The organism is Umezawaea sp. (assembly GCF_036375055.1).
Lineage (GTDB): Bacteria > Actinomycetota > Actinomycetes > Mycobacteriales > Pseudonocardiaceae > Umezawaea.
Genome location: NZ_DASUSQ010000112.1, coordinates 20669 through 34738 on the forward strand (window position 1 = coordinate 20669; position 14070 = coordinate 34738).

Genomic DNA, 14070 nt, shown 5'->3' on the forward strand with positions numbered 1-14070 from the left:
GGTGCTGGTGGTCACGTCACACGCCCGCCGGGTGCCACACCGTCTTGGTCTCCAGGAACGCCCGCAGGCGGCTGGTGCCCGGCTCACCGGTGAAGTCCTCGGCCGCGCGGGTGCGCAGGACGCGCTTGACGGTGCCCGCCGCGGACCGCTCCAGGTCGGCGCGGAGCTCGTCGGGGGCGCCGGTGAGGTCGAGCGCGTTGACGTCCGCGTGTGACGCCAGCCAGGGCGCGATCTCCGCGGTCCTGCCGGTCAGCAGGTTCACCACGCCACCGGGGACGTCGGAGGTGGCCAGCACCTCGGACAGCGTGATCGCGGGCAGCGGTCGGTCCTCGCTCGTCACCACGACGGCCGTGTTGCCGGACGCGATCACCGGGGCCACCACGCTGATCAGGCCGAGCAGCGACGACCGCTGCGGCGCGAGCACCGCGACGACGCCGGTCGGCTCGGGAGTGGAGAACGAGAAGTACGGCCCGGCGACGGGGTTCGAGCTGCCCAGCACCGCGGCGATCTTGTCCGTCCAGCCCGCGTACCAGACCCAGCGGTCGATGGCCGCGTCCACCAGGGCCTGCGCCTTCTTCGCGCCGATGCCCTCGGCGGCCGACACCTCGGTGGCGAACTGGTCGCGACGGCCTTCGAGCACCTCGGCGACGCGGTACAGCACCTGGCCGCGGTTGTACGCCGTGGCGCCGGACCAGCCCGCGAAGGCCTTGCGGGCCGCCGACACCGCGTCGCGGGCGTCCTTGCGGGAGCCCTGGGCGGCGTTCGCCAGGAACGCGCCCTTCGCGTCGGTCACGGGGTAGCTGCGGGCCGACTCGGACCGCGGGAACTTGCCCCCGATGTAGAGCTTGTACGTCTTGGCGACGGTCACGCGGTTCTCAGACATCGAGGTACGCCTCCAGCCCGGCCCGGCCGCCCTCGCGACCGAAGCCCGACTCCTGGTAGCCGCCGAACGGGGCGGTGGGGTCGAAGCGGTTGAACGTGTTGGCCCACACCACACCGGCGCGCATCTTCTGCGCCGCCCACAGGATGCGGGAGCCCTTGTCGGTCCAGATGCCCGCCGACAGCCCGTAGGGCGTGTTGTTCGCCTTCGCCACGGCCTCGTCCGGCGTGCGGAACGTGAGGACCGACAGCACCGGGCCGAAGATCTCCTCGCGGGCGATCCGCATCGCCTGCGACACCCCGGAGAACACCGTGGGCGCGAAGTAGAAACCCTTGTCCGGCAACGGGCACGCGCTCGTCCAGCGCTCGGCGCCCTCGGCCTCGCCCGCCGCGGCCAGCTCCTGGATCCTCGTGAGCTGCTCGCGGGAGTTGATCGCGCCGACGTCGGTGTTCTTGTCCAGCGGGTCGCCGACGCGCAGCGTCGACACGCGGATCCGCAGCTTCTCCAGGAACTCCTCGGCGATCGACTCCTGGAGCAGCAGCCGGGAACCCGCGCAGCAGACGTGGCCCTGGTTGAAGAAGATGCCGTTGACGATGCCCTCGACGGCCTGGTCGATCGGCGCGTCGTCGAACACGATGTTCGCCGCCTTGCCGCCCAGTTCGAGGGTGAGCTTCTTGCCGGTGCCCGCGAGCTGCCGCTGGATCAGCTTGCCGACCTCGGTCGAACCGGTGAACGCGACCTTGTCCACGCCGGCGTGCCCGACCAGCGCGGCGCCGGTGTCACCGGCGCCCGGCAGGATGTTGACCACGCCCGGCGGCAGGTCGGCCTGCTGGATGATCTCGGCCAGCACCAGCGCCGTCAGCGGCGTCGTCTCGGCGGGCTTGAGCACCACCGTGTTGCCGGTCGCCAGAGCGGGCGCGATCTTCCACGCCGCCATCAGCAGCGGGAAGTTCCACGGGATCACCTGGCCCGCGACGCCGAGGGGCCTCGGGTCCGGCCCGTAGCCCGCGTAGGAGAGCTTGTCCGCCCAGCCCGCGTGGTAGAAGAAGTGCGCCGCGGCCGTCGGCACGTCGACGTCGCGCGACTCCTTGATCGGCTTGCCGTTGTCCAGGCTCTCCAGCACCGCGAGTTCCCGCGAGCGCTCCTGGACGAGCCGCGCGATGCGGTAGATGTACTTGGCCCGCTCGGCACCGGGCATCGTGCTCCACACCCGGTCGTGGGCGCGGCGCGCGGCCTTGACCGCGGTGTCCACATCGGACGCCGACGCCGTGCTGACCTCGGCGAGGACCTCCTCGGTGCCGGGGTTGATCGTCTTCAGCGGCTCGCCGGAGCCTTCGACGAACTCGCCGTCGACGAACATCTTGTACTCGGGCTTGAGGTTCGCGACGTCCCGCGATTCGGGGGCGGGGGCGTATTCCCAGAGCTGGCTCATCGTGTTCAGTCCACCGTCACGTAGTCGGGGCCGCTGTAGTGGCCGTCCAACTGGGTCCGACGCTGCATCAGCAGGTCGTTGAGCAGGGTCGAGGCGCCGAAGCGGAACAGGTCGGCGGTCAGCCACTCCGGTCCCGCGACCTCGTGCACGGCCACCAGGTACTTGATCGCGTCCTTGGTGCTGCGGATCCCGCCCGCGGGCTTCACGCCGCGCAGCTCCCCGGTCTGCTCGCGCCAGTCCCGGACGGCCTGGAGCATCACGTGCGTCACCGGCAGCGTCGCCGCGGGCGCCACCTTGCCGGTCGAGGTCTTGATGAAGTCGCCGCCCGCCAGCAGCGCCAGCCACGACGCGCGCCGCACGTTGTCGTAGGTCGCCAGCTCGCCGGTCTCCAGGATCACCTTGAGGTGCGCGGACCCGCACGCCTCCTTGACCTGCCGGATCTCGTCGAACACCGCGCCGTAGTCGCCGGACAGGAACGCGCCGCGGTCGATCACCATGTCGATCTCGTCAGCGCCCTGCTCGACGGCGAACCGCGTGTCGGCGAGCTTCACGGCCATGATCGACCGGCCGGACGGGAACGCCGTCGCCACGCTGGCGACGTGCACCCCGGTGCCCTCCAGCCCGGCCTTCGCGGTGGCCACCATGTCCGGGTAGACGCACACCGCGGCCACCTTCGGCACCTCGGGCCGGTCCGGGTCGGGGCGCCGCGCCTTGGCGGCCAGCGACCGCACCTTCCCGGCGGTGTCCGCGCCTTCGAGCGTGGTCAGGTCCACCATGGAGATCGCGGTGTCGATGGCCCACATCTTCGCGGCCTTCTTGATGCTGCGGGTCGCGAGACCGGCCGCACGTTGTTCCACGCCGACCTGGTCGACGCCGGGCAGACCGTGCAGGAACCGACGCAGCGAAGCGTCGTCCCGAACGGCATCGGCAAGGGCCGGTGGCAGCGGTGCCAACGGCGATGGTGACGGAGCGGCAGCCATGGGGCCCACTCTAAGCGGACTGGCACGCCCGTCCCAAGCGAACGGGTTTGCGCAGGTCAGGAGAGATCCACGCCACAGCTGCGGGCCTCCGAAGCGGGCAGCCGCGCCGAGACCCGGAACACGGGACCCGGCTTCGGCCGCCGCGGTCGCCCCGGACGCGCGCGACCCGGCCCCGGCGGTCGGGGCGGAGGCTCCCGGACGATCAGGACTCCAGTTCCGGCCGGTCCTTGTTCTTGATCTTTTTCTTCTTCGGCCGCTTCACGTCCACCCCGGCCATCAGCGCCAGTCCGGTGATCCGCACGACCGGCCCTCCCGGCACGGACGGCGTGGACGTGGTGCGGTTCTCGAACGCGCCCATGAACCCCATGCCGCTCACGATCACCGTCACCTCCTCGGGCACGATGATGTCCACCCCGCCCCAGAACGCGAACACGTTGATCGTCACCTCGGCCTCGGCGAAGCGGGCCAGGGTGAGGTCGAGCGTCACGCCGCCCATGATCGCCACGGCGTTGTGGTAGCGGGGGACGACCCAGTCGCCCTTGCGGTCGCAGCCGGACCAGAACGCGAACGAGATCGACGACCCCGGCGTCCCGCCGACCCGGTCGACCGCCGCGTTCCGCGGCACGGCGGGCAGCACCGCGGGTGACGGCACGCCCAGGTCGGCCGTGATCGGCACCAGCTCGCCGTAGGTCTTCGCCGAGTACGTGGCACCCAGCCGCTCGTCCAGTTCGTGCAGGTCGAGCCTGCCCTCGGCGGCGGCCTTGTGCAGCACCTGCGCCACGCGCTCGCGGTCGGCGTCGGACGCGCGCATCCGCGTGGGGTCGTGGGGAACCAGCTCGTCGCTCACGCGGGCAAGTCTAGGAGGCGAGGTGGCCTCGTGTCCGCAGTTACGCGGGCTGCCTGATCGGCAGGCCCGCCGCGCGGTACACGGCGTCGACCAGCGCCATGTTCGCCACGGCGTCCGCGGGCGTCGTGGGGAACGGCGTGCCGTGCAGCACGGCGTCGGTGAACGCGTCCAGCTGGTAGGCGTAGGAGGAGCGCCGGGCGAACCGCTCCACCCGGCTGTTCCCGTTGGCGCGCACCGAAAGACGGTGCCCGAACTGCGGGGCCAGCGGGTTGAGCACGCGCATCTCGCCCGCCGAGCCGACGGCCTTCGCGGACAGCCGCAGCAGCGCCCCCGCCGACCACAGCGACGTGTGCACGGTGCCGGTGCACCCCGAAGGGAAAACGACTTCGGCCCGCATCGCGCGGTCGACGTCCGGCGAGCGCAGCAGCGCGGTGGCCGACCGCACCTCCGGCTCGCCGCCGCCCAGCACCCGCACCAGGTTCGCCGAGTAGCACCCGGCGTCCATCATCGCCCCGCCCGCCAGCCGGAGGTCGTACCGGATGTCGGAGAACTTCGGCAGCGGGAAGCACACGTGCGCCTCCACGTGCCGCAGCTCGCCCAGCTCACCGCTCGCCACGATCGCACTCATCCGCCGCGCCAGCGGGTGGTAGCGGTGGTGGAACGCCTCCATCACCACCAGCCCGCTCGCCTCGGCGGCCTCGGCCACCTGGGCCGCCTCGGCGGCGTTCGCGGCGAACGGCTTCTCGCACAGCACGTGCTTCCCGGCGGCCAGCGCCGCCAGCGTCCACCGCCCGTGCAGCCCGTTGGGCAGCGGGTTGTAGACCGCGTCCACGGCGGGGTCGTCCAGCAGCGCCCGGTAGTCGTCGTGGATGCGCCCGATCCCGTGCCGGTCGGCGAACGCCCGCGCCTTCTCCCGCGACCGCGCGGCGACCGCCACGACGACCGCGGACGACGACGCGCGGGCGGGGGCCAGCACCGCCGCCGGGGCGATGGACGCCGCGCCGAGCACACCGATCCGAACGAGGTCAGCCATGCGCAAGAGGCTATCGCCGGGCGCGGCGTCGCCGCAGGCGCCGGAACGGGGACGCGGCGGATAGTGTGCGCACCATGGACGTGCTTGTTGTCGACCACCCCCTGGCCAGGGCCCGGCTCACCACGATGCGGGACGCGCGGACGGACAACGCGGCGTTCCGGGCGGCGGTGCAGGAGCTGACCGTGATGCTCGTCTACGAGGCGATGCGGGACGCGCCGGTGGCCGAGGAGCGGGTGCACACGCCGGTCGCGCGGACGACCGGGTTCCGGCTGGCGAACCCGCCGCTGCTCGTGCCGGTGCTGCGGGCCGGGCTGGGGATGGCCGACCAGGCGCACAAGCTGATCCCGGACGCGCAGATGGGCTTCGTGGGGCTGGCGCGCGACGAGGAGACGTTGCAGCCGACGCCGTACATGGAGTCGCTGCCGACGGACCTCGCCGGGCGGCCGGTGATGGTGCTCGACCCGATGCTGGCGACCGGCGGCTCGATGGCGTACACGATCAAGCTGCTGACCGGGCGCGGCGCGACGGACGTGACGGCGATCTGCGCGCTCGCGGCGCCGGAGGGCGTCAAGTTCCTGGAGGACTCGGGGCTGCCGGTGCGGTTGGTCACGGCGAGCATCGACGAGCGGTTGAACGACTCCGGGTTCATCGTTCCGGGGCTCGGCGACGCGGGCGACCGGCTCTACGGGGCCGTCTGACCGCTCCCGGCGTCCCGGCAGGCGCGGATTAACCCGAACGGCCGTAGCAGTGGTCTAGACCTTGGTCCTACCGTGGTCTGGACCACATTCCGCAGCCGCCGCCGCGCTAGGAGCAGCATGTCGAGTAGGAGAGTGGGGCTGTCCGTCCTGCTGGTCGGAGCCCTTTCCGCATCGCTCGCGCCGCAGGCGGGAGCCGACGTCGAGTCGTACGGGCACGGTCACGGGGACGGGCAGCGGACCGTCGGGTACTACACCCAGTGGAGCGGCTACGACCGGAACTTCCTGGTCAAGGACCTCGTCTCCAACGGCACCGCGAAGAGGCTGACGCACCTGAACTACGCGTTCGGGTTCCTGGACGAGTCGGGCGAGTGCTACAGCAGCGACCCGTGGGCCGACTACCAGCGGCCGTTCACCGCCGAGCAGAGCGTCGACGGCGTCGCGGACGTGGCCGGTCAGGCGCTCTCGGGCAACCTCAACCAGCTCAAGGAGCTCAAGGCGAAGAACCCGAGGCTCCGGGTCAACATCTCGCTCGGCGGGTGGACCGGCTCGAAGTACTTCTCCAACGCCGCCCTCACGCCCGAGTCGCGCGCGGCGCACGTGAGGTCCTGCCTCGACCTGTGGATCAAGGGGAACCTGGTGGACGCGCCCGGCGCGGCCGCGGGCGTGTTCGACGGGATCGACCTCGACTGGGAGTGGCCCGCGAGCGAGGGCAACCCCGGCAACGTCGTGCGCCCCGAGGACAAGGTCAACTTCACCGCGCTCGTCGCGGAGTACCGCAAGCAGCTCGACCAGCTCGGCCGGTCGACGCGGCAGGAGTACGACCTGACCGCGTTCCTGCCCGCCGACCCGGTGCAGCTCGACCGGGGCATCGAGACCCGCAAGGTGTTCCGCCACCTCACGTTCGCGACCCTCCAGGGCTACGACTACCACGGCGCGTGGGACCCGATCACGAACCAGCAGTCGTCGCTGAGGACGCCCAAGGGCGACCCCTCGGCGTCGAGGTTCAGCTCCCGGGTGACCGTCGACGCGTACCTCTCGCGCGGTGCGCCGAGGAGCAAGGTCGTGCTGGGCGTGCCGTTCTACAGCCGCGGCTGGACCGGCGTGACCAACGCGAACAACGGTCTCTTCCAGGCCGCGACGGGCCCCGCGCCGGGCACGTACGAGGCGGGCTTCGAGGACTACAAGGTCCTGAAGGGCCAGTTGTCCCGGTTCAAGGTGCACCGCGACACGAGGGCGGGCCACGCCTGGCTGTTCGACGGCACGACCTTCTGGACGTGGGACGACGCCGTGGAGATCGAGCGCAAGGGTCGGTACATCGCCGACCGGGGTCTTGGCGGCGCGATGATCTGGTCGCTCGACGGCGACACCGCCGACGGCGAACTGATCAGGGCGCTGCGCAGCGGACTGTCCGACTAGGGCAGTTCCAGGACGGGGTTCGGGGAGGTTTCGCGGCGGCCGCCTCCCCGGACTCCGTTCGTCCGCATCAGCGCGCGCGCCAACCGTCCGCGCTGGCCCGCACGGTCCGCTCGAACACCGGGGCGATCTCCAGGCCGGGCGGCAGGATGCCGTAGATCTCCAGGCTGACCAGGCCGTGGCAGATGCTCCACAGCGCCAGGCCGATGACCTCGGGAGCCTCGTCCGGCAGGAACGAGCCGTTGTCGATGGCCCGCTGCACGGTCTTCACCACTGGCACGAAGGTGCCGGAAGCGGCGATGTAGGTCTCGGTCGTCGGCATGAAGTCCGGCACGACCTTGCTGAACATGACCACGTAGAACTGGCGGTCCTGGAGCGCGCTCTCGCGGTAGGTCAGAGCGATCTGGATCAGGTCTTCCACGGGGTCGTCGGTCTCGGGGACCATCGCCAGGCGTTCACCGAAACGGCGGAACCCCTCGTCGTAGAGAGCGTCCAGTAGCGCGGGCTTGCCGCCGAAGAGCGAGTAGACCGCGGTGGTCGAGGTATTGACGTCCGCGGCCAGCCGGCGCAAGCTCAACGCACTGGGTCCTTCGTTGGACAGCAGTTCGCCCGCGCGGTTCAGCAGCTTCACGCGCAGAGCGTCGTCGTGAGTCTTGGGTCGAGGCACCTCCCCATCGTATCGTAACAGTGTTATAAAACGAAACCTGGTGTCTGTGGTATCAGATTGGTACCGTGTCGGGAATGGCGATGACCCTGCGTCTCAATGACGAGGAGAGTCGGCGGCTCGCGGAACTCGCGGCTGCCGAAGGCCGATCCAAACAAGACGTGGTGCGGCTCGCGTTAGCCGACCGGTGGGCGCAGCTGCACAAGGAAGAGCAGCTGGGCGAGGTGCTCAGCCGGGTGATGCCCAAGTACCGGGGCCTGCTGGACCGACTCGGTTCCGCCTGACCCGCGCGGGAGTGTCGTACCTCTGTGATCAACTGACAATGTGATCAACTACCTGGATGCCGGTGACCTGCTGGTGCTCGCCACCGCTGTGACCGGCGGCGATCTCGTGGTGCGCGATCTCGGCCTGCTCGATTCCGCTGCTCACCGCCCCCGCGCCACCGTTCTCGGGGTGGAGGCCTACGACACCCTCTGGCTGAAGGCCGCGTCCCTGCTCGACTCCATCGTCCGCACCCGACCCCTCGTCGAGGGCAACTGGCGGCTCGCCTGGGTGGCCGTCGTCGCCTTCTGCGACATCAACGGCTGGTGGATCGACGCCGACGAGGAGGACGCGCTCGACCTCGTGCGCGCCCTCGGGCGGGAGCAGACGGACGTCCCCGGCATGGCCGCGCACCTGGAGGCGTGGGCGCTGCCGAAGCCCGTCTGAGCGATCGGGCTTGACCTGGAGTGCACTCCAGCTCCTACGGTCGTGGGGTGACTCATTCGATCGCCCAGGCAGCCGCGCACAGCGGGCTGTCGATCGACACCCTCCGCTACTACGAGCGAATCGGCCTCGTCGACCCGCCCGCCCGCGACTCGGGTGGGCGGCGCACCTACTCCGACGCCGACCTGGAGTGGCTGGTCTTCCTGACCAAGCTCCGCACCACGGGCATGCCGATCAAGCTGATGCGCGAGTACGCGCACCTGCGGCACCGCGGCGAGGTCACCCGGCGCGCCCGGCAGCAGATCCTGCTGGACCACCGGGCCGACGTCCGCGCCCGCATCGCCGAACTCCAGTCGAGCCTCGACGTGCTCGACTACAAGATCGATCTCTACAGCAGCCTCATGGCCGAGGAGGAGCAGGCCCAGGGCGCCACCGCGTGATCATGCGGGAACGGGGGAGGACACGATGACCAGCAGGTTCCTCGGCTCGCTCCAGGTCGGCCCGCAGGGGCTCGGCTGCATGGGCATGAGCCAGTCCTACGGCGCCGCCGACGAGCGCGAGTCGGTCGCCACGATCCACCGCGCGCTGGAACTCGGCGTGACGCTGCTCGACACCGCCGACGTCTACGGCGCGGGCGCGAACGAGGAGCTGGTCGGCCGCGCCGTCGCCGACCGCCGCGACTCCGTCGTGCTCGCCACCAAGTTCGGCTTCACCGGCGGGCCAGGGCAGGTCCGCGGGGACGCCGAGTACGTCCGGCAGGCCTGCGAGGCCTCGCTCCGGCGCCTCGGCGTGGACCACGTCGACCTGTACTACCAGCACCGCGTCGACCCGGCCGTCCCGATCGAGGAGACCGTCGGCGCCATGGCGTCGCTCGTCGAGCAGGGCAAGGTCCGCCACCTCGGCCTGTCCGAGGCGAGCGCCGCCACGATCCGCCGCGCGCACGCCGTGCACCCGATCTCGGCGTTGCAGAGCGAGTGGTCGCTGTGGACCCGCGACGTCGAGGCCGAGATCGCCCCGACGTGCTTCGAGCTGGGGATCGGCGTCGTGCCGTTCTCGCCGCTCGGCCGCGGCTTCCTGACCGGCGCCGTCACGTCCGTGGCCGACCTGGCCGCCGACGACATGCGCCGCGCCCTGCCCCGCTTCGAGCAGACCAACTTCGACCGCAACACCGCCATCGTGACCGCTCTGCGGGAACTGGCCACCGCCCGCGGCATCACCGCCGGTCAGCTCGCGCTCGCGTGGGTCCAGCACCGCGGGGCGACCGTCGTGCCGATCCCCGGCACCAAGCGCAGGAAGTACCTGGAGGAGAACGTCGCCGCGGCCGCCGTCGAGCTGTCCGCCGCCGATCTCGCCGCCATCGACGCCGCCGTACCGGCCGTCGCGGGAGACCGCTACACGGCCGACATGCTCCGCCTCACCGACAAGTGACCCTGAGGACGACGATGACCAACCGCTTTCTCGGCCCGCTCCAGGTCAGCTCCCAAGGACTCGGCTGCATGGGCATGAGCGCCTTCTACGGCGACACCTCCGACGAGGCCGAGTCGATCGCCACGATCCACCGCGCCCTGGAGCTGGGGATCACGCTGCTCGACACGTCCGACGCCTACGGCCCGCACACCAACGAGGAACTGGTCGGCCGCGCCGTCGCCGACCGCCGCGACCAGGTGGTGCTGGCCACCAAGTTCGGCATCGCCGAACGCGACGCCGACGGTCTCGCCCGCATCCGCGGCGAGGCCCCCTACGTCCGCTCCTCCGCCGAGGGCTCCCTGAAGCGCCTCGGTGTGGACCACGTCGACCTGTACTACCAGCACCGCGTCGACCAGACCGTGCCGATCGAGGAGACCGTCGGCGCGATGGCCGAGCTGGTGGAGCAGGGCAAGGTCCGGTACCTCGGCCTGTCCGAGGCGAGCGTCGACAACATCCGCCGCGCGCACGCCGTCCACCCGATCACGGCACTCCAGTTCGAGTGGTCGCTGTGGTCCCGCGAGATCGAGGCCGAGATCGTCCCGGTCGCCCGTGAGCTGGGCATCGGGATCGTCGCGTACTCGCCGCTCGGCCGGGGCTTCCTCACCGGCAGCATCAGGTCGACGGCCGACCTCGCGGACACCGACTTCCGCAAGATCGCGCAGCCCAGGTTCACCGAGGAGAACCTGGCGAAGAACCAGGCGATCATCGACTCCCTCCGCGCCGTCGCGGCCCAGCACGACGCCACACCCGGCCAGATCGCCCTGGCGTGGGTCCAGCACCGCGGCGAGGACGTCGTGCCCATCCCCGGCACCAAGCGGCGGAAGTACCTGGAGGAGAACGTCGCCGCCGCGTCGCTCGCGCTGACGCCGGAGCAGCTGGCCACGATCGAGGCCGCCGTGCCCGCGGACGCGGTCGCGGGGGAGCGGTACTCGGCAGGCAGCATGAAGACGATCGACCGATGAGGGCCGTGGCGCTGTGCGCCGGCGTGCTGCTGGTGCTGTCGGGCACGTCGGACGCCCGCTCGCCGGTCACGCCGGACGGCTGGGTGGGCACCTGGGGCGGCGCCGCCGCCGCGGGTGTCGGCGAGGGGTACGCCAACTACTCGATCCGCAACGTCGTGCACACGAGCGTGGGAGGCTCGGCCGTCCGCGTCCGCCTGTCGAACCGGTTCGGCACCCGGCCCGCCGTGCTGGGCCGCGTGTCGATCGCCGTCGCGGCGGCCTCCGACTCCCCGGCGGCCGTGGACGGGACCATGCGCGGCGTGACGTTCGGCGGAGCGGACTCGATCACCATCCCCGCGGGCGCCGAGGTCCTGAGCGACCAGGTGCGGTTGCGGGTGCCCAGGGACGGGAACCTGCTGGTCTCCACGTACACGCCGGTCGCGACCGGCCCGGTGACCTACCACGGGCTGGCGACCCAGACGAGCTTCTTCACCCGTGACGGCGACGTCGCGCTGGAGACGTCCGGCGCCAGCTACGACGAGCGCACGTCGGCCTGGCACTACGTGAGCGGCGTGGACGTGCGGGGTTCGGGGGCGGGCGGGACCGTGGTCGCGTTCGGCGACTCGATCACCGACGGGGCGGGAGCCACGTCGGGCGCGAACCGCCGGTGGCCGGACCTGCTGGCGGACCGGCTGGGCGGCAGGCTCGGCGTGGTGAACTCGGGCATCTCCGGCAACCGGATGCTGCTCGACGGCGGCGGGTTCGGGATCAACGCGCTCGCGCGGTTCGACTCGGACGTGCTGGACGTGACGGGAGCGCGGACGGTGATCCTGCTGGAGGGGATCAACGACATCCAGCAGACACCGCACCAGACGGATCCGACGGCGATCATCGCGGCCTACCGGCAGTTCATCGGACAGGCGCACGCCAGGGGGATCAGGGTGGTCGGGGGGACCGTGCTGCCGTTCAAGGGGTGGCAGGTCTACGACCCGACGCTGGAGGCCACCCGGCAGGCGCTGAACACGTTCATCAGGGCGTCGGGGGAGTTCGACGCCGTGGTGGACTTCGACGCCGTGATGCGGGACGCGGCGGACCCGCTGGTCATGCGCGCGGAGTACGACAGCGGCGACCACCTGCACCCCAACGACGCTGGGTACCAGGCGATGGCGAACGCGGTGGACCTGTCCAAGTTGTGAGGCGGGGCGTGAAAAGCCATCCACCACGAAGCCGGAACGCCGACGGCGCAACCGTGGCCGGTCTTACCCGGGGGATTTGATCCTTGCACCGGTGGATAGGGCAGGTTGTCGCCACCTGCTCTTCAGTCCGATCAAGGGTCAAGTCCAGGGGCCCGACTCACATCGGCCACATCCGCGATGAGGGTCCGATTCTTGGGTCCGGCCGAGCGTGAGGACCATCCCGCGGTGGTCCCTCCTCCGCGGGGCGGTGGGGGAGGTGGGGTTGGAGATCATTTGCGTGCTTCTCGGCGTGTGCTCACGGGGTTGGGTCGCATCGCAGTGGTGTGGGGGGTGGTCAGGAGGTGCGTGGCTGAACTGGTCGGGGGAGGTGTCCTTGCGGGTTCCTCGTTCACGTTCCACTCCGCTCGTGAGCGCTGGGCGCGCGATGCGGACGGCACCGTTGCGATGCGCAGCCTTGTTCGAGTGAGCCGGGCGCGAGAATTCGTTCCGCTGATCTACATGCTTCAGAAGGCGTTGCCAAGCCCTCCGTGCGACATTGTTCGCGCGGAGGGATTTTTTGTGTCGGACTTCGGTCGGGGTGCGGCTTGCTTCCTGCTGGGTGCGCTATTGTGTCCGCATGGAGTTCCTGAAAGTTTTGGGTAAGACGATTCGGCGGCCGTCGATCGAGGAAGAAGACCTTGAGGACGAAGTGGCCGCGTTCCGTGGTGACTTCGAGCTCAACACAGTTCGGGTTCAGCGGGGTGATCAGTCGGGTGTAACGGGGGAGGGGTCCGTTTCTGTTGCGCTCGTGTCAGATGTGGATCTGTCGGAATCGCGTCTTGCTCCGCTCGAACTTTCGGACGTCAGGTTCGAAGAGGTGAACTTGGCGAATGCGGTCCTTGCTGATGTGACCGCGCAGAGGGTGGACTTCCTTCGTTGTCAGGCGATCGGGCTTCGGGTCTCGTTGGGTCTGGCTTCGGATATCTATGCGGAGGATTGCCGGTTCGACTACGCGACCTTCGGGATTGATCAGGTCAAGAATGCTGTCGTCTTCCGTCGGTGCTCATTTCGTGAAGCCGTGTTCGTCGGGGATCTCTCCAATGTGGTTTTCGATGAATGTGAGATGTCTCAGGTTGAATTTGAGGCCACCCGTGCGAGTGGCTGTGACCTCACGACCTCCAGGATCAGCGACGTCAGCGGGCTGTTGACCCTGCGAGGTGCGAAGATTGAAGCTTTTCAGGCCAGCTTCCTCGGTGCTCAGTTCGCCAAGGAAGCTGGCCTGACGGTCGCGGGCTAGCTATTTCTTGTCCCAGTTGTCCCATGTGGGATCATTGTCAAATGCGTTGATCCGCGTAGGTAGCTGACCGGTTTTCGTCAGCAGGTCCACGAGCATCGTTCGACACTCCGGGACCTTGGCCTCCAGTAGCTGGTGATTGGTCAAGGCGTAGCACTCCCTCCAGTGGTGAAATCTTGCTGTTCCGGCAGTAGTTGGCGGTTGTTCTATCCATGCGGCCGTGCGCGAAGCAGCGGTTGGCCGGATGTCCGCCACCGCAGAGGTCGAAGTACGGGCATGTGAGCTGGCGAGCCTGGACTCCCCGGGAGAACTCGGAGACCCAGGAGTCTTCGGTTGCAGGTCGTTCGATGATCTCGTTCAGGGTGTTTTGCAGTACGTTTCCGCTGGAGAATGTGCCGTGATCCGAGTTGAATCCCGCGAGCTCGGGCGAGATCAGGGGTGCTGAGCCTTCGTAGCCAACAGTCGGCAGAGGATCGAACAGCACCAGGCTCAGCGGCTTTGCCTCGGTGGAGTGTCCGCGGCTTCAGAGGCAGGCAATGGT

The 14070-nt window shown here is 69.8% G+C and carries 15 protein-coding genes; 9 read left to right on the forward strand and 6 right to left on the reverse strand.

Going from position 1 to position 14070, the window contains the following annotated elements; all coding sequences use genetic code 11:
- Positions 1-16 precede the first annotated feature (16 nt).
- The 5 genes from VFZ92_RS28570 to VFZ92_RS28590 form a co-directional block, all read right to left on the reverse strand.
- Complete coding sequence (locus VFZ92_RS28570) at positions 17-883, reverse strand: aldehyde dehydrogenase family protein (RefSeq protein WP_330879154.1); 867 nt, start codon at positions 881-883, stop codon at positions 17-19.
- A complete protein-coding gene (locus VFZ92_RS28575; RefSeq protein WP_330879155.1) occupies positions 876-2312 on the reverse strand; it encodes an aldehyde dehydrogenase family protein in 1437 nt (478 codons plus the stop codon). The genes VFZ92_RS28570 and VFZ92_RS28575 overlap by 8 nt, the downstream gene beginning before the upstream one ends.
- A 5-nt stretch (positions 2313-2317) precedes the next feature.
- Positions 2318-3292, reverse strand: a complete 975-nt coding sequence (deoC, locus tag VFZ92_RS28580) for a deoxyribose-phosphate aldolase (protein ID WP_330879157.1) — start codon at positions 3290-3292, stop codon at positions 2318-2320.
- A 202-nt stretch (positions 3293-3494) separates the two neighbouring features.
- A complete protein-coding gene (locus VFZ92_RS28585) occupies positions 3495-4139 on the reverse strand; it encodes a DUF1707 SHOCT-like domain-containing protein (protein ID WP_330879158.1) in 645 nt (214 codons plus the stop codon).
- A gap of 40 nt (positions 4140-4179) precedes the next feature.
- Complete coding sequence (locus VFZ92_RS28590) at positions 4180-5172, reverse strand: Gfo/Idh/MocA family oxidoreductase (protein ID WP_330879159.1); 993 nt, start codon at positions 5170-5172, stop codon at positions 4180-4182.
- Between the two features lie 74 nt (positions 5173-5246).
- On the opposite strand from VFZ92_RS28590, the gene upp reads away from it, so the two are divergent.
- Together upp and VFZ92_RS28600 are read left to right on the forward strand one after the other, a co-directional pair.
- Positions 5247-5870 carry a uracil phosphoribosyltransferase gene (upp, locus tag VFZ92_RS28595; RefSeq protein WP_259629749.1) on the forward strand — a complete coding sequence of 208 codons (624 nt, stop codon included), beginning with the start codon at positions 5247-5249 and terminating at the stop codon, positions 5868-5870.
- A 117-nt stretch (positions 5871-5987) separates the two neighbouring features.
- Complete coding sequence (locus VFZ92_RS28600) at positions 5988-7286, forward strand: glycoside hydrolase family 18 protein (protein ID WP_330879160.1); 1299 nt, start codon at positions 5988-5990, stop codon at positions 7284-7286.
- Positions 7287-7353: 67 nt separating this feature from the next.
- Here the strand turns inward: VFZ92_RS28600 and VFZ92_RS28605 are convergent, their stop codons facing one another.
- On the reverse strand, positions 7354-7950 hold the full coding sequence (locus VFZ92_RS28605) for a TetR-like C-terminal domain-containing protein (RefSeq protein WP_330879161.1): 597 nt from the start codon (positions 7948-7950) through the stop codon (positions 7354-7356).
- A 74-nt stretch (positions 7951-8024) separates the two neighbouring features.
- Here VFZ92_RS28605 and VFZ92_RS28610 point away from each other — a divergent pair, with 74 nt between their 5' ends.
- The 7 genes from VFZ92_RS28610 (at position 8025) to VFZ92_RS28640 (ending at position 13532) form a co-directional block, all read left to right on the forward strand.
- Positions 8025-8231 (forward strand): CopG family transcriptional regulator, encoded by a 207-nt coding sequence (locus tag VFZ92_RS28610; RefSeq protein WP_259629752.1) that lies wholly within the window; start codon positions 8025-8027, stop codon positions 8229-8231.
- Between the two features lie 40 nt (positions 8232-8271).
- Complete coding sequence (locus VFZ92_RS28615) at positions 8272-8655, forward strand: type II toxin-antitoxin system death-on-curing family toxin (RefSeq protein WP_330879162.1); 384 nt, start codon at positions 8272-8274, stop codon at positions 8653-8655.
- 47 nt (positions 8656-8702) lie between these two features.
- A complete protein-coding gene (locus VFZ92_RS28620; protein WP_330879163.1) occupies positions 8703-9092 on the forward strand; it encodes a MerR family transcriptional regulator in 390 nt (129 codons plus the stop codon).
- A 25-nt stretch (positions 9093-9117) separates the two neighbouring features.
- Positions 9118-10080: an aldo/keto reductase gene (locus VFZ92_RS28625; RefSeq protein ID WP_330879164.1), complete on the forward strand. Its 963-nt coding sequence runs from the start codon at positions 9118-9120 to the stop codon at positions 10078-10080.
- Between the two features lie 14 nt (positions 10081-10094).
- On the forward strand, positions 10095-11081 hold the full coding sequence (locus VFZ92_RS28630) for an aldo/keto reductase (protein ID WP_330879165.1): 987 nt from the start codon (positions 10095-10097) through the stop codon (positions 11079-11081).
- On the forward strand, positions 11078-12256 hold the full coding sequence (locus VFZ92_RS28635; protein WP_330879166.1) for an SGNH/GDSL hydrolase family protein: 1179 nt from the start codon (positions 11078-11080) through the stop codon (positions 12254-12256). Before VFZ92_RS28630 ends, VFZ92_RS28635 begins: the two co-directional genes overlap by 4 nt.
- Positions 12257-12872: 616 nt before the next feature.
- Positions 12873-13532 carry a pentapeptide repeat-containing protein gene (locus VFZ92_RS28640; protein WP_330879167.1) on the forward strand — a complete coding sequence of 220 codons (660 nt, stop codon included), beginning with the start codon at positions 12873-12875 and terminating at the stop codon, positions 13530-13532.
- The last annotated feature ends 538 nt before the right edge of the window (positions 13533-14070 follow it).

Excerpts from the sequence above, each read along its gene's own strand:
- VFZ92_RS28640 (WP_330879167.1), top strand. The coding sequence starts at position 12,873 with ATGGAGTTCCTGAAAGTTTTGGGTAAGACGATTCGGCGGCCGTCGATC.
- VFZ92_RS28630 (WP_330879165.1), top strand. The coding sequence starts at position 10,095 with ATGACCAACCGCTTTCTCGGCCCGCTCCAGGTCAGCTCCCAAGGACTC.
- VFZ92_RS28635 (WP_330879166.1), top strand. The coding sequence starts at position 11,078 with ATGAGGGCCGTGGCGCTGTGCGCCGGCGTGCTGCTGGTGCTGTCGGGC.
- VFZ92_RS28570 (WP_330879154.1), bottom strand. The coding sequence starts at position 883 with ATGTCTGAGAACCGCGTGACCGTCGCCAAGACGTACAAGCTCTACATC.
- VFZ92_RS28625 (WP_330879164.1), top strand. The coding sequence starts at position 9,118 with ATGACCAGCAGGTTCCTCGGCTCGCTCCAGGTCGGCCCGCAGGGGCTC.
- VFZ92_RS28600 (WP_330879160.1), top strand. The coding sequence starts at position 5,988 with ATGTCGAGTAGGAGAGTGGGGCTGTCCGTCCTGCTGGTCGGAGCCCTT.
- VFZ92_RS28575 (WP_330879155.1), bottom strand. The coding sequence starts at position 2,312 with ATGAGCCAGCTCTGGGAATACGCCCCCGCCCCCGAATCGCGGGACGTC.
- VFZ92_RS28590 (WP_330879159.1), bottom strand. The coding sequence starts at position 5,172 with ATGGCTGACCTCGTTCGGATCGGTGTGCTCGGCGCGGCGTCCATCGCC.
- VFZ92_RS28610 (WP_259629752.1), top strand. The coding sequence starts at position 8,025 with ATGGCGATGACCCTGCGTCTCAATGACGAGGAGAGTCGGCGGCTCGCG.
- deoC (WP_330879157.1), bottom strand. The coding sequence starts at position 3,292 with ATGGCTGCCGCTCCGTCACCATCGCCGTTGGCACCGCTGCCACCGGCC.
- upp (WP_259629749.1), top strand. The coding sequence starts at position 5,247 with ATGGACGTGCTTGTTGTCGACCACCCCCTGGCCAGGGCCCGGCTCACC.